Source organism: Limnoraphis robusta BA-68 BA1 (assembly GCF_034932365.1).
Lineage (GTDB): Bacteria > Cyanobacteriota > Cyanobacteriia > Cyanobacteriales > Microcoleaceae > Capilliphycus > Capilliphycus robustus.
In genome coordinates this window covers 19,486-44,571 of record NZ_JAYGHR010000065.1, presented here as the reverse complement: position 1 = coordinate 44,571, position 25,086 = coordinate 19,486, and the positions used below count along the sequence as shown (strand labels likewise).

The following is a 25,086-nucleotide window of genomic DNA, read 5'->3' as shown; positions in this document are numbered from 1 at the left end:
TCTTTAGACTGAGAAGAAATCGCATAAATTTAACAAGATTTGTTTAAAGGCTTTGATGATCGAGGATTGAATAGACAAAGGTCTGTTTTCAATCATAGAAATTGCTCGATATCATTCTTCAACATCTTGCATCTTGACGATTTTTTCTCTATTTTAAATATTGCCATAAACCGGAACAGTTGCGCCTCGAATATCTTGGGCGGCAACGGAGGCCAGGAAACAAATCACTTCTCCAATGGACTCGGGTTTGACCCATTGGTTGGCGTTGGCGTCCCCCATTGCTTCTCGGTTAGTCGGCGTATCAATAACACTGGGAAGGACAGTATTAGCGGTGATATTCATGCCTTTGGTTTCCTCGGCGATAGACTGAGTTAAAGCAACAACACCCGCTTTTGATGCACAATAGGATGCCAGTTGCGCCCCCGGTTGTACAGCGCCTCGTGAACCCACAGTGACAATACGCCCATAGCCATTTTGCAACATTTTAGCGAGGCTATATTTGCAAACCAAGAATGTTGTATGTAGGTTTAAATCAAAGTCTTTTTTCCAGTTTTCATAGCTATATTCGTGAACTTTTCCCATCGCAAATCCCCCGACTAAATGAATTAAAACATCGACTCGTCCCATATCTTCTACCAGTTGTTTAACGGCAGATTCTTCGGTGAGATTAACAGAAACAAATCGAATCGTTTCAAATTCAGTCGGCGTGAGAATGCCTTTTAAACGTTCGACTTCTACTTCGCTACGATAAGGAATTGTGACTTTTGCCCCCTGGCGAATAACAAGAGGAGTAACGCCCATGCCGAGACCCCCTGTTCCTCCAGTTAGTAAGACTTGTTTGCCTTTCATGGGTTGATTGAGTTGACTTCTTCTGTTTAAGATAACGTGATTTTTGCTCAAAATCGGGTGAGGTTTTCTCGACATTGCGATCGCATTTTTCGGCTTGACAAAAAGTTCAATTTGTGGCACGAGCTGTATATAATAAAAGAAAGTAACACTGAGGTTCGTTTGATGGTGACACAAACTCAAAAACAAACTTACACCCCAGAAGAATATCTTGAATTAGAAGAAAAAGCAGAATTTAGAAACGAATATCGAAATGGAGAAATTATACCGATGGCTGGCGGAAGCACAAATCATAATGAAATCGCAGGTAATGTTTTAGCATTCCTAAAGTTTGCACTGCGAGGAAAAGATTATCGGGTCTTTATCGGTGATGTTAAGTTATGGATTCCTCAGAATATAACCTACACTTATCCTGATATCATGGTAATACAAGGAGAACCGATTTATCAAGACAATCGCCGAGATATTGTCACAAATCCCCTGTTAATTGTAGAGGTATTATCAAAATCAACCAAAGATTATGATCAAGGGGATAAGTTTGATTTTTATCGTTCAATTCCCTGTTTTAAAGAATATATTTTAATTGATCAATATAGGTTTTATATTAAACAGTTTGCTAAAAATTACGATAATAAATGGGTGTTAACAGACTATGAAGGCGAAGATGCAGTATTAACATTAGAATCTGTTGAGTTACAGATGTCGTTAGGGGAAATCTACGAACGAGTGAATTTTGAACAACCTGAACAATAAGGAAAATGAAAATTCTGCTCGTGGAGGACAATTCTCTAATTACTCAGGCGATCGCTAAATTGTTTGGGGAGATAAAGCTCTGAGCCTCGATGAGATGTGGGAAGATTTAGTTGATCTGTTGCGATCGCGCCGAACAAGCCCAGATTTCTCTAAAATCCCAACTCATCTCTAATATTGAGGTTTATGGAGATGTATCCCAGCTACAACGCTTATTCACTAATCTTTTAACGAATGCTCTGCAATATACACCATCCGGTGGGACGGTGATTGTTTCACTCCAACGAATGGGAACTCATGCCCTTGTCAGTATTGAAGACACTGGCATTGGCATTGCCCCCGATCAGTTGCCGCATATTTTTGATCGCTTTTGGCGGGCTGACCAGGCCCGTAGTCAATACGAAGACGGCTGTGGGTTAGGGCTAGCGATCGCCAAAACTATCACTCAACGTCACGGCGGCAAAATCATTGTTACCAGTAAACCCTCAATCGGTAGTTGTTTTCAGGTTTACCTACCACAAGCTTGAAAGATACCCAGTCTCTTTCCGAGTTCTTTACTTTTTCCCTGTTTACTAGATCTTACACAAACATAGAATATTTTTGATTATGAATCTACGAAAACTTCACCGTAAAATTGCTCCGATTCTGTTTATTCCTTTATTGATCTCTGCTTTAACAGGTGTTGCTTACCGAATTGGTAGAAGTTGGTTTGGTTTATCTGATGAATTTGGTGACTTAATGATGTTCCTACATGAAGGACGTTTTTTGGGTAAACCGATTGTTCCTATTTATGTTTTGTTGGTTGGACTCGGACTGTTAGGAATGATTGTAAGTGGTCTCGTCCTGGTCAAGCAACGCAAACAATCTAAACCTGTCAAGCTAAATGAACGAAGACTTCACCAAATTCTCGCTCCTATTGCATTTCTTCCTCTTGCAATTAGTGCAATTACAGGCGTTGGTTATCGACTCGGAAAAGCCTGGTTTGGGTTATCTTCTGATCAGATCGGTTTTCTTCTGAAAATTCATCAGGGATCATACCTGGGTTCAGCGCTTAAACCGATCTATGTTTTATTAGTTGGGGTTAGTTTAGTTGCTATGTTAGTGACAGGTATTCAAATGTTGGGTATTTTCCGCAAAGCCCGTCCACAGAAGCAGGAAATTAACTGAGAAATAAGACCGATCTATATAAATGTAGGGGCGGGTTCGACGTGAATTTTGTCACCTAGAATTAATCTAAATAAACTCGCCCCTTCCCCGGTATGAATTCAGTAGAGACTAAAAAACCCGGTTTCTTCTACGGCTTCCTCAAATAGATAATGTGTATGATTAAAGAAACCGGGTTTTTGGCTTCTACCTCATCCGAACACACACCGCTATAATTGTTGGGGTGGGGCGGGTTTATCACAATTATTTCTGAGTACGAGAAGTTATTGCGGAACCCGCCCCTACAGGGGTTTAATTAACTTCTAGTTCCCGCAGAAAGTAAAATTGCTCAGTTCCGTCAACACGACCTAAATAACCCGTTAACGGTGATGACAGTTCTATCAAAATTTCTGATAATTTTTGTTGAGAGATATTCAATTGTAGACAAGCACCATAAATTAAATCTACTTTTACAGCGTTATGCTTTGTTTGTTCTTGACAATGTTTAACCGCTTCAATAATTTTGCTTCGCAGTTGAAGGTCTTGTTTAACTTTATCAATATATTCATCAATTTTACCATCAATCTGTCCGGCGGTCAAATATTCTTTCAGTTCAATCAGATTAACTGAACCGGGATATTTTGCTTGAAGTTCGACTAATTTTTGTAAACTCATCGGATTCATAATGCTAACATTCCATTGTTGGGAAGCTTTTAATAAATTTTGACTTGGATTTCCAGGGCCAATAACTAACTTTACTGAGTTCATAAATGTTTCTTGTCCTAGATGAGTACCTCCGAGTTCAACTAATTCTTTAACCGCCATATTTCCAAGACCCTTTCCGGCTTTGCATTCCCCCACCATTGGATAGGGTTTATGACAATACAAATCCATCCCACCTGCACCCCCTTTTGCATTGGTATCAACCTCAAAACCCAAATACGCTAAACTTTGACGAACGATATTTTCAAAGGCGGTTCCTTTTTCATATTTTCCGCCTGTTTCTGCTGTTCCTTTTTCATTAATTGTAGAAATCCAATCGGGTAAAGGTTTAGTTGTTTTTGCCATTTTCCAACCTATAAATTGTTGAATTTGCTCATCGAATTGTTTCGCCGCAGAATGAGTTACTGCTAACTGAGAAATTGCGGTTTGTAATTCTTCTAATTCGGGATGTAATGGAGGCTGACGGTTGAGAATTTGACGATATCGTTGATCGAAGGTGTCATTACTTAAAATTGGGTTATTTTCACTAACCGTTAAAGCGGGGGAAATAGGAAGAAAACGGGGACTAGAATTAACCGCAATTTCTGACGGTTCACTCAGTTGATAAACCCGCAAATAGGTTAGAAAAAAATGTCCTCGCTTGGCTAAAGTTTGATGCAAAGCTTCCTCAGTCCAAACCGTTAACTGAGATAACAAATCCAACCGTTCTGCTTCGTTAACGATTTGACAAAGTTCACATTTTGCCCAACTTTTTATCGTTACCGTTTCCGAACCCAATTCAGCTAAACTCTGATGAACTGTTGGTAAAAAATTCGGACGATAATATTGTTCGTTTGGGAGGGTATTGGATGATGTATCTGCGGGATAAAGAGCGAACTGTCTACCGGGATTAATAAAAATTCCAGCAATAATTAAGATAGTTCGCCCTTGGTTTAATGCTTCCAAATCGGGAGCGGGTAGACGCAAAGCTGTTGATAATGAAACCATAGGTTGATTGTTTTAGTTCAAAACTAATTTAACTCTAATTAAGCATCAGATGCAAGTCCGGTTTTCGGAAAAGGCATCTAGATCTTGTCATTGGTGGCAAAATTAAGCTTTGTTTCGAGGAAGGGGTTTGCTGATAATTTCTTGAATGAGTGGATTGTTAATCAACAGTCCCTTTTCGTTTACATAACTCCGAATATCTTCGGGATTAAGTTCGTAATTTTCACAGTTTTTATGGACTTGAAAAATTGCTAAAATAGGTTTAATATGTTCGGGTTTTAATACCGCAAATTTGCCTCCCTTTTCATTCAAAAGTTGCTGGAAATACTGCTGTGCTAATTTTGCATTTGGACTAATTTTTTTAGAACGAACTAGACAGCCTCGGGTTAGATCAAATCGTTCGTAGTCGATCAGTTGATTTAATCGGGCTTGTACTCCGATACCGTTGGACTGTTGAACCACTGCGACGCCAATTTTCACCTCTTTTCCGTTGTCTTTACCATAAATCTTAAACTGCACATGACAACGACCCAAAAGATTATCAACTTTTTCAACTTCAACCCCATTTACAGTTTTTCCAATTAAATTCTCGAAAGTTGTGATTAGAGCAGCAGCCATCCAATCATTATTTTCCATTGCATCTTTGATTGATCCTTCAATTTCTTGTAATTCTCGATTAAAAGCCAGTTCAACAGGAGATTTATGAGAAACTGTAGATGGCTCATCGCCTGAAACAGTCCAATGATGAGAACACCAGTTTAAAATCTGTCTCACAGAAGGTTTTTGCGTTCCAAATTCTCGAAGCTTATTTTCATCAAAAGGATATAGAGGGGAAGGCGGTGTAACTTGATGAGAGTCATAAAACTCTTTCAACCAGTGACTAACAACCGTGACTACACTCTCCGAGTTTAAATAACTCAACTGGATAGTTTGTTTGGGAGTGGGATAATTTGCAATTCGATCTATAACTGCTTCCGCTTGGGGTAGAACTTTAACTTGATCTATCCAGGTCTTTTCATACATGGATAGTAAGAAAATTCCCCGCTTTAAATTGTTGTAAAAGTCTTTGGATAAACTGGCAACAACTTGAGCAGTCGTAAAACCATTATCATCAATATCCGTTCGATCCAACTCATCAAAACAAATGACGGGTAATTTGTAGTCACTCACCACCTCAAGAATTTGACAAGCCATTTCAAATGCTTCTGCTTCTCGGTTTTCCTGTTTCGGATTAGGTAAACCTAGAGTCTTAGCTTGCTTTTCCGCTAATTCAGAGCCAGCAAGCCAATGATTTGCATAAATAGACAACGATTGAGGAGCCAGTGTTAATAAAATTGCTCTGATCAGATAGGGGTTATTAATTTCTGGTTTTGTTTGTAGGATCTGATTAACCAGATCTTCAATAAGTTTGCTTGAGGGTTTGCGAAACTTGTCAATATACCACTGAGGTGTATACTTTAAATTTCGGGCGTTATTAATTAAACTTGCTGCTATTTCTTGCCACTGCATCACCCCCGGATCTTTCCCATGTACTCTTAAGCTGGACGCGAGTGCTTTCAGAAATTCAAACTTGATCTTATTTAAAGAACCATATTTACCCATGTAGATGAATAAACTTTTTTCATCCTTTTGCAGTTGATGCCGAATTCGGCTAATGACTTGACTTTTTCCAACACCTTTTTCTCCAGTAATTGTAACTCCAACCATTTGCAGTTTACCCTGATTGATTTTAGAAAGGGCTTCAAGTACCGCATTAGAAGCAGGGGCATTAATAGAGGGAACATCAGGAAAACTCTTTCCCCAAATTTGAGACGATCTGACAACCATATTGCCTTCAAAGGGATTGTGTTCTCGAATCAGAGCGTTAATAGCAGATGAGTTTGTATTCATGGGATTTTGGTGATAAAATGAATGAAATAAAGGAAAAAAAGGCTAACTTTTCAGAAGCTTGGCATAGCATCGCAGTCCCGCCAATTCCGTAGTAATAGAATCCTGAATTTTGTCGGGCGCACTATCTTCTACACTACCTTCCTGAAGCTGAAAAATATCATTGGCTTGCATTTCCAACATCCAATCACTAAATTGCGATCGCGTGACTTTTTCCCCAATTTCCCGGCGAATGCGATAAATTGGCACAAGATTGTCATAATTAAAGTCACGGTTGAGGCGCTCATAAACCTCCAAGGCGACGGACTTAAACTGATCATAAGATGTAATCTTATTTTCTGAGATAGAGGGTTGAGAATTGACCTGTTTTGTGTTATAATTGCTCTGTCGCAGCCACCGCAAAACGGCGTTAAAATCCTTCGTTCTCACCCGTTGTCTGGCGTTATATTCAAAGTCAGGACTTTTCAGACAGTCCTCTAAAATCTGCAAACCGATATCGGTTAAAGAAACTTTAACAGATCGGTTTTTCGTTGTGATCGCGATCGCACCTTTTTCATCCAATTCGTCTAGTACAGGTTGATAGGTGGCGACTTTCTCTTTACCTTGTTTAACCGAATTGATTAAATCACTTTTTTTGATTTGGTCAGTTGCGCCGCCTAAGTCCCACAGCATCAGCAACAGACGAGTTTTGATTTTTGAATCTACAGAATTGGGCATGATTTTCACGGTACTAACTGAGGCTGTTCACATTTGCATCAGCTTAGATTCTCCTTCTATCTAATATTGTATGCCAGGTCATTTTAGATTAAAATCCGTAATATCACGGAAATTAAGTGATTGTTTGTTACTGCTGTGTTGAAAATACTTAGGTGTAGATTATGAAAATTATTCAATCTCTCCATGCGGCGATTTTAGTTGCTGATTTAGAAAAAGCCAATTATTTCTATGGAAATATTCTCGAACTTCCTCAAGTTGAACGTTCCCTTAATTTTCCCGGAACTTGGTATCAAGTCGGAGACTTTCAAATTCATTTAATTCAAGCCCCTGCGGTAGTTCCTGATGTGGTTAATAACGAAAAATGGGGACGAAACAGACATCTCGCCTTTTCTGTAGATAACTTAGAAGAATTCCAACAAAAACTCACCGAAAATAACTGCACGTTTCAAATGAGTTCATCGGGTAGGGCGGCGTTATTTGTGCAAGATCCTGATGGTAATATTATCGAACTCAGTCAAGCTTAAATCATTCCATGAAAATTATTGCTTATTCCTACAGCGATCCGTTGCTAGAAACACCTCCGAACCGGATGATTTGGGGTTGGGAAATCGATCAGGTTTATCAAGATTTGGGAGAACGTCAACAACTGGATAAACTATTAGCAGACTGTGAAGCTGAACCGACAGAATATCTGTTAATTCGACGCTTTGAAGAATTAGGAGACTCTCTAAAACAAGTTAGCGATCGCCTCTTGCAATTAGAAGCATTAAATGTTAAAATTATTGCCATAGAATCTAATCTGAATCGTGCAATTTCTGATGCGACTCAAGTTGATTTAATTAAACTGATTGCCGAAATTCAAACCAGTCAACGCAGTCGCCGCATCCGTCAGGGACACGCCCGCAACCGCATCAATGCCACACCACCCCCCGGAAAAGCCCCCTACGGTTATCGTCGGGGAAAAGAGCGCTATACTGTAGATCGAACCACCGCCCCAGTCGTTAAAGAATTTTTTGAACGGTTTTTAATTTACGGTTCGTTGCGGGGTGCGGTGCGATATTTAGAAAAGCGATATAGCAAGAAAATCTCAGTCACAACGGGGAGAAGATGGTTAACAAATCCCGTTTATCGAGGAGATTTAGAATATAAAAATGGGGAAGTTCTTCTCAATACTCATGTGGCAATTTTATCTCGGGAAGAAGCCGCCCAAATTGATAGATTATTGCGCCGCAACCAACAAATGTCTCCGAAAACTGCAAGTGCGCCTCGTTCCTTAGCGGGTTTAGTGTTTTGTGGGGAATGTAGCTGTTTGATGACGGTTAGCCGAGTCACAACCTATCGGAAAAGCCGCGAATATTTGTATCTTCGCCCCACCGCTTGCCCTGATCAACCCAAGTGTAAAGCCTTATCCTATAATAACATTTTAGAGGCAACAATTCAACAAATTTGTGAGGATTTACCCCGAGCGGTTTCTGAGTTAGAACTACCCAATTTAGATAGAATTAAAATAGAACTTCAACAAGCCCTAACAATAAAACAAGAAATTCTCTCTCAATTACCCCAGTTAACCGCAACGGGAATATTAGATGAAGAAACCGCCCAACTGCGAACCTACAAAGTGAAAACAGAAATCGCCCAACTCCAAGGAAAACTCGCTCAATTTCCCCCAGTGAGTTTAAAAGAAACCGCCCAAGCCGTTTCTATACAGCAGTTTTGGCTAGATTTATCGGAAACTGAACGGCGCTTTTATTTTCGAGAATTTATCCGTAAAATTGAGATTATTCGACAAGAAAAAAACTGGAAACTCAATGTTGAGTTTATTTTTTAACTAACCCCCCAACGACCTCTCCCTACTGTCTCCTACGAGGAGTTTGAAAGCTTAAAAGCGGGGAATAAATTCCCCGTCTAAAAACCCACCTAAGTCCTCTTAAGAGGACTTTATGTATTAGACAGAGATTTTAATCTCTGGATCTCTGGATCTCTGACAGGTTATAAATATAATAATAAAGTCTCTTTATTTAACTGGGGTTTGGCTTGAGAAGCAGAAGCTGCTTTAGTTCCCGGAAAACGAGCAATTGCGGCGGCTGAGGTTGATGTTTGTTCCGAATTCGGATTGAGTAAAATAAAATTATTCAGAATTTCTAACTGAGCATCAACAATTTCATCATAATTTTCATACCACTTGGCGATCGCAACTGATAAGGTTTCGATATCATCTTCTAACGGTTCTATTAACTCAAGTAGTTCTTGACGTTTTGACTCGGGGAAGAGTTGAGGTTTTTCTTTCAAAAGTTGCAGAAAGGCTTTTAGGTTTTGACTGTGAAAAGACATAGACTAATATCTGTTAATTTTAAGATACAATCAATGGGGTACAGTCCTGATTAACGCTAATGTTGAATCGGGATATTTTTTCACCTCACCACTCAACACCAGGGATCAGAAAACTGCACCCAGTTTAGAGTTTAGCCTTTAGTGAGGCGAAGATGCTCCATCACCCGACGCTTGCGTTCATCCGATGAACTCAAGGGGTTGTACGAGGTGGATGAAGCTTGGGTGAACTGTCCTAGACTACGGGCTAGGTGTTCTTGAATTTTCTGCTTCTGCTCGTCTGAACTGGCCATAATTATTTAGCGGGAACTCGCATCAGGTGTTTTACCTCTATATTCTTATACAAATTGAGAACTTTTTGACGAAGAAAAATAGATAACTTGAGAAGATAGCGTGATCCTGTCACTTCAACCCCTTTTCGGAAGTTTGGGTACTCGGGTTAGATGTCCAACTCGAGAGGTTTTCCCCCAGAAAAATTACGGTCTTTCCACCTTGACGAAAATCCCAGTTTAGGTAATATTTATAATTAGAAGAATAAATTCTAATCATAACCCTATAACTTCAGGAGGTATTGTCATGTTCTTTCCTTTATGCCTGTTTTCATTTTTCGTTCTCGCCGCTTACTTGACAGTTCCTCTCGTCTAACCGATTAGTAATCATTAACTTCCCTTAACCTATCAAAAACAGGTGAGGGAAGTTTTTTATGTCTTGTTGTCTTTATTTTATCATAAAACATTCAACTCAAATTCAAAGCAAGCTGAAAATTCTTTAATTTTTTAGAGCTATTTTTAAAACAAGAAAAACCACCAATGTACAGAGAAAACTTAACAGCAAATCTTTGTGTCTTTGTGTTGAATCACCGTACTACTCTATAATTAAAAAGTGACAAGCAGAGTTACACCATGTCATCATCCTCAAATCCAACTCCCATCACTCCCGACTCACCGCGTAATCTTTGGATTATAGCTGTTCTAATTATTACACTATTTCTACTCATTTTAGCAATGATTTTACAATTTCCTCAACCCAAACTTTTAACCGATCCATTTTTACAGATTCCCACAGAAAACTCAGTTAGAGTTGTGTGGTTTACTGAGTTTGCCGGTTCTCGTCACTTCGTTAGTTACGGTGAAAATTTAGAACAAAACGTAGCGGCTAAAACCACTAAACTGAGTCGCACTCAAGAAGATCAAAAGTCCCGAGTCGGAGAACAAACCGCAGAGGGAACCGTTTATCAAAAACCAACAATGCGCGACATTTGGCGACACGAAGCAGAAGTTCCCAATTTAACGCCAGGAGTGCGAGTTCCCTATCAAGTTACGAGTCTAACGAATCAAGGCGGAACAGTCAAGAGTGAGGTGTTTTCTTTAGCGGCTAAACCCCTACCTGGAACCCCTTTAAAAATCTTATTAACTTCCGATCATCAGTTAAAACCGATGACGGCTGCAAACTTACAAAAAGTGGTTGAAACAATAGATAATATTGATGGAATTTTCTTAGCCGGAGATTTAATCAATATTCCTGATCGGGCTTCGGAATGGTTTGATGATAACCGAGGCGGTGCATTTTTTCCACTGTTACAAGGTCGAGGAAATTATCAACTCGAAAAAAATGGCGTCAACACTACCTATAAGGGCGGTAAACTTATTCAAAATATGCCTTTATTTACCGCTATTGGCAACCATGAAATTATGGGTAAATTCTCAACCGAGATTGATTTGAATGAACAGTTTGGTAATCCCTATCCTCGCCAAGCGGCTGAAACAGTTTATCAGAAAAATATCCAAACTATTAATCCCAATAATAATCCCGAAGTCAAAACAGAATGGTTAAAAAATAATAGCTTTAACAGCGATACCTACAATGAAATTTTCACTTTACCCAATGGAGATAAAAACTATTATGCTGTTACTTTTGGAGATGTTCGTTTAGTTGTTTTGTATGTGACCAATATTTGGCGAAATCCCGGTTTAAGTCAAAATATTCGGGGTAAATATCGAGAACGAGATCGTGATTTTAACCAACCGGAAAATTGGGGCTACGGACAACATATTTTTGAACCGATCAAAAAAGGAAGTGAACAATATAATTGGTTACAGCAAGAATTAAACAGTCCTGAATTTAAACAAGCCAAATATAAAGTGGTTATGTTTCATCATCCGCCTCATTCTTTAGGAGATAATATTGTTCCTCCCTACACTGATCCTGTACAAATCATTGACCGAGATGAACAAGGAAATATTCAAATGATTCGTTATGAATATCCCAAGTCTGAAGATTATATTATTCGAGATGTTATCCCTTTATTAGAACAAGCGGGAGTACAATTAGTGTATTACGGACATTCCCATCTGTGGAACCGTTTTGTCAGTAAAAGCGGGATACATTTTTTAGAATCATCCAATGTCGGAAATACTTATGGGGCTTATTTAGGAGACAAACGACGGTTTATTCCTCCCGGTTTTCAAACTCAAAATTATAGTGCAGTGGGCGATCCGAATAACTTAGAAGCTGTAATGCCAACTCTACAACCTATTTTATCAGAAAAAGGTGAACCTTTACCCTATATTGCCAGTGATGACATCACCGCTTTTAGTATTTTTGACACCGCCACCGGAACCGTCAGTAGTTACTATTTTGATACACGACAACCCGACTCAGATGTGATAAAATTTGATGAGTTTGTCTTAAATCCCTAATCACTGGATAGTGATTTGAGCGAGATTGAAGCTTGGATTGAACCGAGATGATATTGAAGTTGTTCTTTCTGCAAACTGTACATATGTTGAAATAATTTCCAGCAATATTCTTCAGTCAGACCACAGGTGATAGCACCTCGCATCACAACGTTGAAATACCAGTCATTGGGTGCAAGTTCTTCGGGTAATTTATTGACGACCGTATACGTTCTAACATCAGAATAACGTTGACCTTTGCAAAAAACCTCAACTCTTTCCGGTCGATAACTCCCCACATGAATAGCTTGATGATGATTGAAACACACTTCTTCTCGCTGATCTAAAAGATTGATCATTCGTTGCGGAAGGTGATACAAGACCCCTTCAACGTGACTCTTGGGATCTTTGACAATATCTAATGCGCCACAATTTCGGCGACGATATTGCAAATAAAATCCTAATCGATATCCTTTGATTAGAGCAGGCCCAACTACATAATGATGAGTGGGTTCTTTCATTGTTCGCTGCAAATCAACCGGACACATACATGATCCATAAGCAAAATAATAGAACATTTCTTCTACAATTGGCTTTTGCTCTTTTTGAAGTGATCCTGAATTGGAAATATTCGTAGACTGAAGCATTGTATCCATTTTGATTTCAACTTTAATTTCAACTTTTTTTGATCCGATTAAACAAGATTGACGACTTTAGCTGTTAAGGAAGAAACAGAATGAGAAATAATGCGACCAGGTATACCCACAACCGTAGAATGGGGGGGAACATCTTTTAAAACAACGGCACCTGCACCGACACGAACTTGATCGCCGATGGTGATATTACCGAGTATTTTACTTCCAGCACCTGCAATCACACCGCAGCCTAAAGTGGGATGACGTTTACCCGTTTCTTTTCCCGTTCCTCCCAGTGTTACCCCTTGATAAATCAAACAGTAATCGCCGACAATTGCGGTTTCTCCAATGACAACTCCCATACCATGATCGATAAAAACATGATGACCAATTGTTGCACCCGGATGAATCTCAATTCCGGTTAAAAATCGAGCAAAATGAGACAGAAGTCGAGGAATAACGGGGAGGTTTAATTGATATAAAAAGTGGGCAATGCGATAAAATAATAAGGCTTGTGGGCCAGGATAACAGAGTAGGACTTCTAACCAATTGCGAGCTGCCGGATCACGTTGAAAAGCGATCGCATAGTCAGAAATTACTATTTTAAAAGGATTCCAAAACCGAGTGAAACGGTTAGAATGAGATTGAATTTCCATAGGAGAATGAGAAGCAGTTGTCATCATATTTTTAGCTTTCCTGTTGAAAAATTGCATCAATCTTAAACTTCAGAGCAGCAAGATAAAGACGAGCCAAAGGCTTGACAAAAATGAGGAACAGAGCTAGAAAGTAACGAGAAGGCTATCTCGCTTGCGCTCAACGTTCCAAGCTTCTACATCTAGCCTGTTGTATGGATTTACTGTTTGATTGCTGATAAAAAGTCTTTATTCTTGCTCAAGTTTACCTATGTCTGGATACTGACAGGTTATGCACTTTTGGAGAAAATAGCTCAGGAAAGATCTAAAAAGACATAAAGATGTTAGTTATATCTTCAAAAATTTAGAATTAATCTTGATTTGACTTTATGAGAAGGATGATCACCCTAAAAATCGAGACATAATTGTGTTAGTTAGCTGAGTTTTAAAGTTGTTCAACCCCTTGCATTAACTCAAAAAGCTATGCCATGATTTGAGTGTAAAGACAACCGAGACATTCACTCTATCACTATGATTACTAACAACATCTTCAAACAATTAACAGGTACAATTGCTGCTTTAACTCTATTAACTATTGTTTCAGAAGCTCCGGCTCATGCTGCTCGTTTCAACTTCGATTTCCCTCTAATTGATGATTTTGAAAATATTCTTGGAACGGGTTCGGTGAGCTTTGAGGCGGAACCCAATCCGTTGACAGAATGGGAAAAAGTAGCCCTGAGTGAGTTTGAAGCAAATCTGACTTTAAATGACTCTCAATCATTTTCTTTTACAGCTATTGAACAAGCAAATGCTGTTTTCTTTGACGGAGAATTTTTAGGGGTTGAATACCGAGGTGAATCTCAAGAAAGTAGTGAGTATGTACTTCTCATTGATGGAGGAGATGAGTTAATTAAACCCGGAGAACCTGGTGCTTGGTCGTTATGGGGTCCTAACGCTGAAACAGGAGTCGTTGATACTCGCATTATCGGAGGTGATGATGTCAACTACAAAACCGTACCAGAACCGAGTTCGTTGGTTGGATTGGGAATTTTGGCAATGACTTTACTAGCGGCTCAGAAGAAAAATAAATCCCAATCTAATATCAAGTTTTAGAAGGATTCCTAGAACAGATTGAGAGAAGTAAATCCCCATCTAAAATCTTCTCTTAATCCTTTTGAACTGAATGAATTAACCGAGTAAATGAGTAACTAAGGAGAATAGTCATGGTATCAACATTAAAATTTAATCCCAGTCTGAAATCAAGATGGAACTATCTAGATTTTTGTAAAGAAATCGTTGGCTCTGAATATGTTATTACCAAAGAAAATGTCATCGGAGCTTTAGAAACAGCAACATTTGAAACCTCACAACGAGTTTGTTTCATCGTTCAACCTGGTTCTGCAAAAGAAGTCCAAGAATGCCTGAAAGCGGCTCAAAAATTTGAAGTACCTATTTACCCCATTAGTCGAGGATATAACTGGGGATACGGTTCTAAAGTTCCTGATGAAAACTGGAGTGTGGTGATGGATTTAAGTCGGCTTAATCAGATTAAAGTCGATGGAAAAAATGCCACCGTTACTGTTGGCCCTGGAGTCAGTCAGCAACAATTATTTGAATATTTGCGGTCAAACTATCCTCACTTACTGTTCTCACTGACAGGGAGTTCTCCTCACTCTAGTGTAATTGGAAATGCTTTAGACGCAGGTTATGCCAATGGTTTAAATTCAATTCGCTGGAATCATGTTATTTCCCTTGAGGCAATTTTACCCTCTGGTGAATTCCTAAAAACAGGATTTGACGGTTTATCTAATGCTTCAACGGCTGGACTTTCTCATTGTGGTGTAGGGCCGGATTTGAAAGGTTTATTTCGGCAATCAAATTTAGGAATTGTCACCGAAATGACGATAGAATTACGACTCTTGCCGGAATATTTACAAATGTTCTATTTTTCTATCGATGAGGAAGAACAGTTAGATGAACTCATTGATCAATTGCAAAACTTGAAGCAAAGTGGATTAATTGAAAGTAACTGGATATTGTTACATGGCTATCGTATTCTAGCAGAAGTCAGTCAGTTTCCTTGGCAAAAAGCGGATGAAAAACAAACCCTTGATCGCGATCTGATGCTGAAACTGTTGCGGGAACAAGAAATCCCTGTTTGGTCAGGAATTTATAACGGAGTTTTTGCGGTTTATTCTCCCACGTTAAGACACGCTGAAGCTGTCAAAGCAGATATTCACGAAGTTCTGAGTCAGAAAGTCAGTCGTTTGCAATCATTCACCGTCGATAAAGCACAAATTCAAAACCTGCGATTTCAGCATACATTAGAAGTTCCTGAAGTGACTCATCGCGTGTTAAAAGGTCGTCTATTAACCTTTGCTGGAATTCCAGTTCAAGGAAGTGTTCCGATGAGTTATTGGCGGAAGAAAAGCCCAATTCCACAGGTTATGGATCTAGATCAAGATCAATGTGGTTTTCTGTGGATGGCGATAACAGCACCGTCTTCGGGTACTGATGCGCTCAATCTTGTTCCTGTAATTGAACAATTTTTTACAGATTATGGTTTTGAACCAATGATTGTTTTGGATGGCGTTAATTCCAGGGAAATGTATGTGATGACCTCTTTGGTTTATGATCGAGAAGTTGTGGGTCAAGACCAAAAAGCTCGCCAATGTTTTGATCGTCTAGCCACCGAATTAAGGACAATGGGATATTATCAATATCGTTTACCTAAACCTTTTTCTTCAGTGGAAAGCTTAGGAAAAAGAAAGGATGATCAAACTTCAATTTTGACTAAGTTGCAATCCTGTTTACTGGTCGGTGCGAAAATCCAAACATTCAATTAATAGAAGTTCATCGATTAACTCTATTCAAGATTATCCCCGCAATCTATGACGGGGATTTCCTATTAAATCAATTAAACCCTGATTTTTTTAACTCCTGCTGAGGTTATCTATAAATTTCCCTAACTTCTCAACGATTGGGTAGAAACCCGGTTTCTCATAGAAACCGGGTTTCTGGTTGATACCTCATACGAGCGCACACCGCTATATCTATAAATTTCCCAAACTTCTCAACAGGTTCCATGACTCTATTCAATTCAGAAATTATTCACAACTTCAACAGACTTGACTTGCTGCTTCACCCACTCCTCAAACAACCGCAATAAAATTTTAGAACGCAACTGACAATCTAACTCTGCTTGAAGAATTTCTTCTACAAAAATTAAATAAATTCCCTCAGAAGTGATAATGGGTTTAATCATTTGGGGAGGTCGAGCAGCAAAAACAGCAGCAGCAATCTCTGGTTTCAAATCCTGGCGATACAGCACACCTCGATATCCCCCTCGACGACGTAACTCTTGATCCTGAATGTATTGATGAGCGACTTCATAGAAACTGATTTTTTTCTTCTCAATTGCGGAGAACAATTTCATCGCTAAATCTGGATCATCCAGCATGATCTCATACATCACTACACCCACATAATCCCATTTATTTTGATTAAAATAAGGCTCAACCTTTTCAGAAAACAAATGAGAAATTAACTTTTGGGAAATCAGACTGAGATAAGCCGTTTCTTCAAATTTATCTACAGATAAGCAATGTTTTTCTAACCAAGTAAATGTTTCTTCAGCCGTATGAAGACCCTGAAGCAAACGAATCGTATTTGCTGCTTTCTGAAGTTCCTGAGTCTCTACCTTTATCCCTGCTTCTAATGCTGCGTTAATAATGATTTTACGACTCATAATCCCTTGAATAACTTCAGGGATTTGTAGCGAAAGTTTAAGATGATTGAGAATATCCTCACCCGTAATCGCAATCGATTTTGACATATTTCTTAGCTTTAATGACGCAAACGCTTAAAAATTTTTATGCAATTCAGTTAAATATTGAAATAATTTACATTCATAGAATCATTCTTGTCGAGGGGTTTCAGAGGTTAGTAACTCCAATGAGAGAAGCTGAGTTCCATAAAATCTTGTTTTTTAAAGAAATGAGCGAGGAACGTCTCATCTGAAACTGCTAACGCCTCACCTTTAATATCATCAATCACAATGCTATTTTCAGGAGATTGAGTCTGATTAGTTTCCCCATAACTGGGTTGAGGACGAGTCGATAAACCCATGTTTTTCAAAAGTCGGTTAATGTGACGATCGCTAATTTTAATTCCGAATTCTGCGCTCATATGTTCGCTGAGTTTTTTTCCGGTCCAATGTCGAGCCGAATAAGTAAAATCACAGTTGGGAACCTTAACCTCTCTGGGACTTTGAGTCACTAATTCTTTTAAACGCTGCAAGCATTGCTCATCCATCACTTGAGGTCTACCCAAAGTAGAATGATCCCACTGATGAGCCTGACCCGACTTGGCTGTAGCGATCCAATGGCGTGCGGTACTTTGAGAACATCCTAAAGCTTGACAAATCTGAGTTTGAGTTTTACCCTCATCAGCAAGCAGCATAATTTGAATTCGCTGGGAATACTGCTTGGGAAGATCTTTTTCAAGACTTTTTTCTAGGTACTTGCGTTGAAAACTGCTGAGAAATTTACTGTTCTTTTTCATCGAATACACTCCTTTTTTAACTGGGCGAACTGCAATCACAATTTCTAGATTAAAATAACTAACTTATCGGCCAAAATTGTAACTTTTGCAGAAGAATCCTACCTCAATGGGTAGAATTTGCTAAGTTTGACTTTAACTAACTTGTCAGTACATATGTCTGGCTTATCAGAGGTTATGCAATTTGTTATATTTTGTAGAATTTTGTATGTTGCTCCCCGTACATCAAGGCCAAACCGGGTTTTTCAGTCTATCCTGATGGCAGTCGCTCACTTCTATTAAACTTGAAACTTCTACTTTGAGCTTCTTGTCGCTTCAGGATTGGTGTCATGCAACGTTCTGTATGATATCCTGTCCTCTAAAATATGGAGAGGCATCCATAGAGTCAAATCCGTTTTTGAAGGGATTCGGCTCGGAACTTAAGGGCATCTACAGATGTCCAATGTCCCAGACTCACTTGCGATCGCATTCCATTCCCAATATTCTCAAGTTGCTATGCTGATAGTCCAAAAATACGGTGGTACCTCTGTCGGATCTGTTGAACGCATCCAAGCGGTTGCTCAACGAGTCGTGAAAACAGCCCGCGAACATTCGGTGGTTGTCGTTGTTTCAGCGATGGGAAAAACAACGGATCAACTCGTCAAGCTGGCGACGGAAATTTCTACAACACCCAACCGCCGAGAAATGGATATGTTACTCTCAACCGGAGAACAAGTCAGCATCGCCCTGATGAGTATGGCGATCCAAGAACTCGGACAACCCGCCATTTCTATGACCGGCGCCCAAGTGGGAATTGTGACCGAAGCTGAACATACTCGCGCCCGAATTCTGCACATTCAAACCGATAGAATTGAACGTCACCTCAAAAAAGGTAAAGTTGTCGTTGTTGCAGGCTTCCAGGGGATTACAGGCAGGGAAGATTTAGAAATCACAACGCTAGGGCGGGGCGGTTCAGATACTTCGGCGGTGGCGTTGGCGGCAGCCCTACAAGCCGATCAATGTGAAATTTATACCGATGTTCCCGGCATTTTAACCACTGATCCGCGTTTGGTTCCTGAAGCCCAGTTAATGACGGAAATTACCTGTGACGAGATGTTGGAATTAGCCAGTTTGGGGGCGAAAGTGTTGCATCCTCGGGCGGTGGAAATAGCCCGAAACTATGGGATGCCGTTGGTGGTGCGATCGAGTTGGAGTGATGAACCGGGAACTCGCGTTACCTCTGCGACTCGTCAACCTCGACCCCTAGAAGGCTTAGAATTAACGCATCCGGTTGATGCGGTAGAATTTGACACCAACCAAGCGGCGGTTTCTCTGTTGCGGGTGCCGGATCGTCCGGGTATTGCGGCGAAACTGTTTGGGGGAATTGCCCTACAACAGTTAAATGTGGATTTGATTATTCAGTCGATTCACGAAGCCAATATTAACGATATCACCTTTACCGTTGGCAAGGATTCCTACAATCAAGCGATCGCCGTTGCAGAGGCTTTATTACCAACGTTGGGCTACAACGAAGATGCGAATTTAGGACAACCCGAAGTCAAAGGCGATCAAACCCCTATTGCCAAAGTCAGTATTGTCGGGGCGGGAATGATTGGCCGTCCGAATGTGGCATCGGGGATGTTTACCACCTTAGCCGAAGCAGGAATTAATATTCAGATGATTTCCACTTCGGAAGTCAAGGTGAGTTGTGTGATCGCCGCCGTTGACTGCGATCGCGCCGTTGAAGCCTTGTGTCAACAGTTTGAAGTGAATTTAGGCACCCCAGAAATGCCGTTATCCACTCCAACCTCTACGACTCCTTTACCGCCTGTGCGGGGAGTTGCCCTCGATCGCCATCAAGCCCGTTTAGCCATTCGTCACATCCCCGATCGTCCGGGAATGGCCGCGAAAGTGTTCGCCCTGTTGGCTGAACATAATATTAGCGTCGATATGATTATTCAGTCCCAACGCTGTCATCAAGTCAATGGTGTGTTAACTCGTGATATTGCTTTTACACTCTCACAAGCCGATGCGGATGACGCCCAAAGGGTGTTAGAAGAAGCAACTAGCGAGTTAGGCTGTGGGGAAATTGTCGTCAATAAAGCGATCGCCAAAGTAAGCGCAGTCGGGGCGGGAATGGTGGATCATCCCGGAGTTGCGGCGCGAATGTTTGAGGCTTTGGCAAAAGAAAACATTAATATTTCCATGATTGCCACCTCAGAAATTAAAATTAGTTGCGTCGTGGATGAAGAACAGAGTATACAAGCCTTACAAGCAGTTCATCGGGCGTTTGGGTTATCCGGCGATCATCGCGTTATTGTCGGTGAACCCGTTACAGTACGCTAAATTTTATGGGCTATTGAGGGGCAATCATCCGGTTGAGTGCTTGAGTTGTTTGAAAACTCAATTGCCGTCTAAATGGTATCATCGGATAGAATAAAAGTTTCGAGCGAAAATTGTGATCGCATTTTCATCTTAATCTGACCCGCCCTCTATCCTTGGAATGCCTATTTTTGCAAAGATCGTCAACATCCTAGTGGGTTAGGCACAGAGGTTTTTAACACCATTGAAGCCAACTCCCAACCGGATGCGCCCTGTTCAAACTTGATGAGGCATGGAATCAACCTTTATTAATCAGCTTAATAGCGGGTTTACGCTTTTCCTCAGCTTACTCGTTGAGGCATTGCCGTTTCTGCTATTAGGAGTCTTATTCTCAAGTGTTCTCAATCAGTTAGTCGATGAACGCAAACTTCTGTCATTGGTTCCTACTCATCCACTATTAGCCGCATTATTCGGCAGTTTGGTGGGATTTTTGTTTCCGGTGTGTGAATGCGGTAACGTTCCGGTAGCCCGTCGGTTTCTCATTCAGGGAATACCCGCTTCCGCCGCCATTGGATTTTTATTTGCCGCCCCCACGATCAATCCTATTGTTATCTGGTCTACTTGGATCGCTTTTCGTGACCAACCGGAAATTGTTTTTCTGCGTGTTCTATTATCGTTGATGATTGCCACCTTACTCGGTTGGGTGTTTAGTTTCCAGAAAGACCTACGCCCCATCCTCCAACCGACTCTCGCCCGTCTGTTACCGTCCCCGCCCCCCAACAAAAAAACGACTGAGGCGAGTGAAAGTTCACCCTTGCTGCAACCGGGGACTTATTTGTTAGGTTCGGCTGAACAACCTGTCAGATTAGAGTCTATCCCGTTTTGGCAAGCCGGACAAGGCATGGGGACAACAGACAAAAAGACTTCAAAACTCGATAAACGCCCGAAAATTCACTTGCGATCTCTGTTTTTTCGCCCCTCAAAAGAACGTTTGGGCTTGATGGTCGAAAATATGGTACAAGAATTGCGGGAGTTAGGCGGTATTTTGGTGATTGGCAGTGCGATCGCTGCTATTATTCAGGTGGCGATGCCCCGTGAAATTATTCTCAGTTTAGGACATGGGCCGGTTTCCTCGATTGTCGCGATGTTACTGTTGGGGGGAGTGGTTTCGATTTGTTCAACCGTTGATGCGTTTTTTGCCCTTTCTTTCGCTTCAACTTTTACCAGTGGATCACTGTTAGCATTTTTGGTATTCGGGCCGATGATTGACATTAAAACCGTTGGCTTGATGTTATCTGTATTTAAGGGACGAGCTGTGGTTTACTTAATTGTATTAGCGGCTCAACTGACTTTTTTATTGACTTTGATTGTAAATTTAAACTTCAGTTGGTAGTCGTTTACCTATGATTGATCGTCGCTTCACTGCTGTCCGTCGTCGCCTAACTCCCCTATGGCAAAAGGTTCAACCCTGGCTTGATCCGATCGCGATTTTGGCTTGGGGAATTTTATTATTGAAATATTGGATAACAGGTAAACTCAATATTCTCATTCATCCCAATTATTTCATATTGACGATTATCGGCGGAATTGGTTTACTGGGAATTGGCACTGTGAAATTTTACCAAGTCCTAGAAACCGATAGTCTTGAGTCGGAAATCCCCAAAAAATCCCAAACTCTTCAACATATTAGCCTGTTTCCTCCCGGCTGGAGTAGCCTGATTTTCCTCGCTGCGGCTATTTTGGGTTTATGGATCACCCCAAAAACTTTCGGCAGTCATACGGCTTTACAACGGGGGCTAACGGAATCTTTACCTGTGACTCGCACTCAACCTCAAGAATTTCGGACGGCAGCCAAACCCGAGGAGCGATCGTTGATAGAATGGGTAAGGATGTTGAATGTTAACCCAGAACCAGACTCCTACACCGGCCAAAACGCTAAAGTAACGGGTTTTATTATTTATCCGCCTTCCCTTCCTCCAGAATATTTATGGCTGTCTCGGTTTGTGATTACTTGTTGTGCGGCTGATGCTTATCCTGTCGGTTTACCTGTGTTACTTCCAGCTAATACGAACCGCCAAGATTATCCTCAAGATAGTTGGTTAGAGGTGGTTGGTCAAATGATAACGCAAACTATTGACGGGGAACGAAGATTAACGATAAAAGCCACAAAATTAACCCCTATTCCTGAACCGAGAAATCCTTATGAATATTAACGACTATGAAAATTCGTCAGGTGCGAAAAAGCGATGCTTTTGAATGGTTGAGAATGCGGAATCAGTTATGGTATTCTCCCCCTGAAAGTTTAGAGGAACATTCCCAAGAAATCGATCAATATTATAGCACAAATGACCCCCATTTAGAAACGTTTGTGATCGAAAGACCGAACGGGAAATTAGGCGGATTTCTAGAAGTGAATATTCGTAGCTATGCTGAAGGGTGTAAATCTTCCCGGGTTGGATATATTGAGGGATGGTATGTTGACTCAGATTTACGCCGTCAAGGATGGGGGAAAGCGTTAGTCTTAGCAGCAGAAAATTGGGCAAAACAGAAGGGAATTGAAGAAATGGCGAGTGATTGTGAGTTAGATAACTCGATAAGTTTACAAGCCCATTTAGCGTTAGGATACTTGGAAGTAGAGCGGATTATTTGTTTTCGGAAAGTCTTGAAAAAAGAGGAATTTTAATTAAAAACTCGGGAGTTCACCCATAAATTTTATTTGGGAAACTCACCACAAAGACACAAAGATTCGCGCTTAATTTAACAATTATTTCCTCAATCATCTTCTATCTGAAGGTGTATTTAGGAAGATTTAATTCAACCTTTGCTAAAAAAATATCATTTTACCAGGGAATTAATTCCCTGTCTGATAGTGAAAGTCGGTTAAAACAGACTCAAGTTTAATTGTTAGTCTTTTTCAAAGGACTTTGTTTATTAGACGGGGAATTCATTCCCCGACAGACTTCAAATTCGACTTGAATGGTCTGGTTGACTTCTTCGATAGTTTCCCTGCGAATGCGATCAATTTCCCGCAGGTTTTCCTTGACTTTTTCATCGGTTTGATCTATTATTTTGTTAATATCTTGAACCGTATTATTTTCTAGCCTTTCCATCCGGTTCATTACTTTATCTGTTCGTTTGGCGACCATGTAATCAACTTTTTCCGTAGCTTGATCTATTATTTTGTTAATATCTTGAACCGTCTTATTTTCTAGACTTTCCATCCGGTTCATTACTTTGTCCGTTCGCTTTGCGACCATGTAATCAAGGTCATTCGCCAGTTTATTCAACTTTTTGGCCGAACGATCAACAAAATCTCGTTCTACTTTTTTCGCGGAACGTTCTATCTTTTTAACGAAGCCACCAAAAATCCATCCAAGCATGAATTGAACTCCTAGAGTGAAAATTTATAAAATCTTATCAATGAACTTATAACTCAAATATACTCGTTTGATTCTCATCAAGCATCCGTAGATTTACGGAAATTTAATAAAACAAATAAAATAAACCTCAAAAACATCACACCGGACAATAAATTGCCGTAATTTTCCTCAGTCATCACGAGAAGATCGTTTGATAAACCCTACACCTCTTCCTGTTTTCTAAAAAATGAGTTAAATTAGAATAAATGCTTGCGGTGTACTTACCAACCATCCCCCATCGCCATAAGTAGCGTACAAAATCTATTTTAATCATCAAGAAATGCCCAAACAGCGATCGCATATCCTACCCTTTCTTATACCCGGATTCATAGCAGTTGTGTTATTTTTAAAGGAACGGGGTTTTCAAACTCCTATCGATCCTTCATTCTCTATTCCTGAAATGTCATCTTTTCCGATCGCCAAACGTGTTGATAATCTCGATGAGTTAAAACAGTCTGTTCATCAACAAGTCAATGAATATCGCGCCTCAAAAAACTTACCTCCCCTACAACTTGATCCGCGTATTAGCGAGGAAGCTGTGAAGCATAGCGAGGCGATGGCGAGTGGAGAAGTCAAATTTAGCCATGATGGATCAAAACAACGATTTCAGGCGGTGGGTCAAAAAATTCCATATCGGATGATTGCTGAAAATTTAGCGTATAATTCGGGATATGCTGATCCGGGTCGAAAAGCCGTCGAAGGCTGGATCGCCAGTGATGGTCATCGTCGCAATATGGAAGGAAACTTTAATTTAACGGGGATCGGGATTGCCAGAAATGCGAAGGGAGAGTATTATTTTACTCAGATTTTTGTTCGCAGTCGGTGATCAGATTCGGAGTTAAATTTCTCTTTTCTTATGAATAATTTTCAGGTTTGCGATCGCGATCTTTCTGAGGAAATTCTAGCCAGTTACTTAACGGCTGATCGGTTAGCTATCGATACCGAAACGATGGGTTTACTACCCTGGCGTGATCGCTTGTGTTTGGTGCAGATTTGTGATGCTAAGGGTCAAGTAACGGCGGTGAGGATCGAAAAAGATCAAACCGAAGCCCCCCATTTAAAAACCCTATTAGAAGCCAGTAACGTGCTGAAAATTTTTCATTTTGCGCGGTTTGACATGGCCACATTGTTGTATTATTTAGATATCGATGTCAATCCCGTTTTCTGTACCAAAATTGCCAGTAAATTAGCCCGAACCTACACCGGAAAACATGGGCTAAAAGATTTAGTCCAAGAACTCGAACAAGTCGAACTCGATAAAACTTCTCAAAGTTCAGACTGGGGAAATGTCGGCAATCTTTCCAAAGATCAATTGAACTATGCAGCCAACGATGTACGCTATTTATTGAGTGTACAACAAAAACTGATGGCGATGTTAGAGCGAGAAGAACGCTTAGATTTAGCCCAAAACTGTTTTGACTGTTTACCGACTTTGGTGACTTTAGATTTACTGCATTTTAAAGATATCTTTGAGCATCATTAACAC

General features: G+C 40.3%; 24 protein-coding genes and 1 pseudogene. 14 read left to right on the top strand and 11 right to left on the bottom strand.

Going from position 1 to position 25,086, the window contains the following annotated elements:
- Nucleotides 1-153 precede the first annotated feature (153 nt).
- Nucleotides 154-969, bottom strand: a complete 816-nt coding sequence (fabG, locus tag VB836_RS16705; protein WP_323220832.1) for a 3-oxoacyl-ACP reductase FabG — start codon at nucleotides 967-969, stop codon at nucleotides 154-156.
- A 42-nt stretch (nucleotides 970-1,011) separates the two neighbouring features.
- On the opposite strand from fabG, the gene VB836_RS16700 reads away from it, so the two are divergent.
- The 3 genes from VB836_RS16700 (at nucleotide 1,012) to VB836_RS16690 (ending at nucleotide 2,763) form a co-directional block, all read left to right on the top strand.
- The gene (locus tag VB836_RS16700) at nucleotides 1,012-1,599 is read left to right on the top strand and encodes a Uma2 family endonuclease (protein ID WP_323220830.1); all 588 of its coding nucleotides are present in this window, start codon (nucleotides 1,012-1,014) and stop codon (nucleotides 1,597-1,599) included.
- Nucleotides 1,600-1,709: 110 nt separating this feature from the next.
- Nucleotides 1,710-2,123 carry a sensor histidine kinase gene (locus VB836_RS16695; protein WP_323220828.1) on the top strand — a complete coding sequence of 138 codons (414 nt, stop codon included), beginning with the start codon at nucleotides 1,710-1,712 and terminating at the stop codon, nucleotides 2,121-2,123.
- Between the two features lie 79 nt (nucleotides 2,124-2,202).
- A complete protein-coding gene (locus tag VB836_RS16690; protein WP_323220826.1) occupies nucleotides 2,203-2,763 on the top strand; it encodes a PepSY domain-containing protein in 561 nt (186 codons plus the stop codon).
- A 288-nt stretch (nucleotides 2,764-3,051) separates the two neighbouring features.
- Here VB836_RS16690 and VB836_RS16685 read toward each other — a convergent pair whose 3' ends face one another.
- The 3 genes from VB836_RS16685 to VB836_RS16675 form a co-directional block, all read right to left on the bottom strand.
- The gene (locus VB836_RS16685; protein ID WP_323220824.1) at nucleotides 3,052-4,449 is read right to left on the bottom strand and encodes a DUF1802 family protein; all 1,398 of its coding nucleotides are present in this window, start codon (nucleotides 4,447-4,449) and stop codon (nucleotides 3,052-3,054) included.
- Between the two features lie 102 nt (nucleotides 4,450-4,551).
- Complete coding sequence (locus VB836_RS16680; RefSeq protein WP_323220822.1) at nucleotides 4,552-6,336, bottom strand: P-loop NTPase fold protein; 1,785 nt, start codon at nucleotides 6,334-6,336, stop codon at nucleotides 4,552-4,554.
- A gap of 42 nt (nucleotides 6,337-6,378) precedes the next feature.
- Nucleotides 6,379-7,050: a hypothetical protein gene (locus VB836_RS16675; protein ID WP_323220820.1), complete on the bottom strand. Its 672-nt coding sequence runs from the start codon at nucleotides 7,048-7,050 to the stop codon at nucleotides 6,379-6,381.
- A gap of 161 nt (nucleotides 7,051-7,211) precedes the next feature.
- Between VB836_RS16675 and VB836_RS16670 the strand changes: the two genes are divergently transcribed.
- The gene (locus tag VB836_RS16670) at nucleotides 7,212-7,574 is read left to right on the top strand and encodes a VOC family protein (RefSeq protein WP_323220818.1); all 363 of its coding nucleotides are present in this window, start codon (nucleotides 7,212-7,214) and stop codon (nucleotides 7,572-7,574) included.
- 8 nt (nucleotides 7,575-7,582) lie between these two features.
- Nucleotides 7,583-8,878, top strand: coding sequence for a recombinase family protein (locus VB836_RS16665; protein ID WP_323220816.1), 1,296 nt, complete (start codon nucleotides 7,583-7,585; stop codon nucleotides 8,876-8,878).
- A gap of 161 nt (nucleotides 8,879-9,039) precedes the next feature.
- Here VB836_RS16665 and VB836_RS16660 read toward each other — a convergent pair whose 3' ends face one another.
- Together VB836_RS16660 and VB836_RS16655 are read right to left on the bottom strand one after the other, a co-directional pair.
- A complete protein-coding gene (locus VB836_RS16660; RefSeq protein WP_323220814.1) occupies nucleotides 9,040-9,381 on the bottom strand; it encodes a hypothetical protein in 342 nt (113 codons plus the stop codon).
- 131 nt (nucleotides 9,382-9,512) lie between these two features.
- Nucleotides 9,513-9,671, bottom strand: coding sequence for a hypothetical protein (locus tag VB836_RS16655; protein ID WP_200906290.1), 159 nt, complete (start codon nucleotides 9,669-9,671; stop codon nucleotides 9,513-9,515).
- Nucleotides 9,672-10,280: 609 nt separating this feature from the next.
- Here VB836_RS16655 and VB836_RS16650 point away from each other — a divergent pair.
- Entirely contained in the window at nucleotides 10,281-12,077 is a 1,797-nt protein-coding gene (locus VB836_RS16650; protein ID WP_407659685.1) for a metallophosphoesterase, read from the top strand.
- Here VB836_RS16650 and VB836_RS16645 read toward each other — a convergent pair.
- Together VB836_RS16645 and cysE are read right to left on the bottom strand one after the other, a co-directional pair.
- A complete protein-coding gene (locus VB836_RS16645; protein ID WP_456085764.1) occupies nucleotides 12,074-12,709 on the bottom strand; it encodes a gamma-glutamylcyclotransferase in 636 nt (211 codons plus the stop codon). The two genes, VB836_RS16650 and VB836_RS16645, sit on opposite strands and share 4 nt — an antisense overlap.
- 77 nt (nucleotides 12,710-12,786) lie before the next feature.
- Nucleotides 12,787-13,401 (bottom strand): annotated as a pseudogene (cysE, locus tag VB836_RS16640) (serine O-acetyltransferase); the annotation flags it as partial.
- Nucleotides 13,402-13,851: 450 nt separating this feature from the next.
- Between cysE and VB836_RS16635 the strand changes: the two are divergent.
- Nucleotides 13,852-14,433 (top strand): PEP-CTERM sorting domain-containing protein, encoded by a 582-nt coding sequence (locus VB836_RS16635; RefSeq protein ID WP_323220812.1) that lies wholly within the window; start codon nucleotides 13,852-13,854, stop codon nucleotides 14,431-14,433.
- A gap of 110 nt (nucleotides 14,434-14,543) precedes the next feature.
- Complete coding sequence (locus VB836_RS16630; protein WP_323220810.1) at nucleotides 14,544-16,166, top strand: FAD-binding oxidoreductase; 1,623 nt, start codon at nucleotides 14,544-14,546, stop codon at nucleotides 16,164-16,166.
- Nucleotides 16,167-16,420: 254 nt separating this feature from the next.
- On the opposite strand, the gene VB836_RS16625 is transcribed toward VB836_RS16630, so the two are convergent.
- Together VB836_RS16625 and VB836_RS16620 are read right to left on the bottom strand one after the other, a co-directional pair.
- On the bottom strand, nucleotides 16,421-17,155 hold the full coding sequence (locus VB836_RS16625; RefSeq protein ID WP_323220808.1) for a peptidylprolyl isomerase: 735 nt from the start codon (nucleotides 17,153-17,155) through the stop codon (nucleotides 16,421-16,423).
- A 107-nt stretch (nucleotides 17,156-17,262) separates the two neighbouring features.
- Nucleotides 17,263-17,883 carry a helix-turn-helix domain-containing protein gene (locus tag VB836_RS16620; protein WP_323220806.1) on the bottom strand — a complete coding sequence of 207 codons (621 nt, stop codon included), beginning with the start codon at nucleotides 17,881-17,883 and terminating at the stop codon, nucleotides 17,263-17,265.
- A 492-nt stretch (nucleotides 17,884-18,375) separates the two neighbouring features.
- Here VB836_RS16620 and VB836_RS16615 point away from each other — a divergent pair, with 492 nt between their 5' ends.
- From VB836_RS16615 to aac(6'), 4 genes are all read left to right on the top strand, one after another.
- Nucleotides 18,376-20,205 (top strand): aspartate kinase, encoded by a 1,830-nt coding sequence (locus VB836_RS16615; RefSeq protein ID WP_323220957.1) that lies wholly within the window; start codon nucleotides 18,376-18,378, stop codon nucleotides 20,203-20,205.
- 268 nt (nucleotides 20,206-20,473) lie between these two features.
- A complete protein-coding gene (locus tag VB836_RS16610; RefSeq protein ID WP_323220804.1) occupies nucleotides 20,474-21,574 on the top strand; it encodes a permease in 1,101 nt (366 codons plus the stop codon).
- A gap of 10 nt (nucleotides 21,575-21,584) precedes the next feature.
- Complete coding sequence (locus VB836_RS16605) at nucleotides 21,585-22,394, top strand: TIGR03943 family putative permease subunit (RefSeq protein WP_323220802.1); 810 nt, start codon at nucleotides 21,585-21,587, stop codon at nucleotides 22,392-22,394.
- A 5-nt stretch (nucleotides 22,395-22,399) separates the two neighbouring features.
- Nucleotides 22,400-22,864 carry an aminoglycoside 6'-N-acetyltransferase gene (gene aac(6') / locus VB836_RS16600; protein WP_323220800.1) on the top strand — a complete coding sequence of 155 codons (465 nt, stop codon included), beginning with the start codon at nucleotides 22,400-22,402 and terminating at the stop codon, nucleotides 22,862-22,864.
- Between the two features lie 214 nt (nucleotides 22,865-23,078).
- Here aac(6') and VB836_RS16595 read toward each other — a convergent pair whose 3' ends face one another.
- Entirely contained in the window at nucleotides 23,079-23,561 is a 483-nt protein-coding gene (locus VB836_RS16595) for a hypothetical protein (RefSeq protein WP_323220798.1), read from the bottom strand.
- Between the two features lie 319 nt (nucleotides 23,562-23,880).
- Between VB836_RS16595 and VB836_RS16590 the strand changes: the two genes are divergently transcribed.
- The gene (locus VB836_RS16590; protein ID WP_407659684.1) at nucleotides 23,881-24,426 is read left to right on the top strand and encodes a CAP domain-containing protein; all 546 of its coding nucleotides are present in this window, start codon (nucleotides 23,881-23,883) and stop codon (nucleotides 24,424-24,426) included.
- Nucleotides 24,427-24,456: 30 nt separating this feature from the next.
- On the top strand, nucleotides 24,457-25,083 hold the full coding sequence (locus VB836_RS16585) for a ribonuclease H-like domain-containing protein (RefSeq protein WP_046276797.1): 627 nt from the start codon (nucleotides 24,457-24,459) through the stop codon (nucleotides 25,081-25,083).
- Nucleotides 25,084-25,086: the final 3 nt, after the last annotated feature.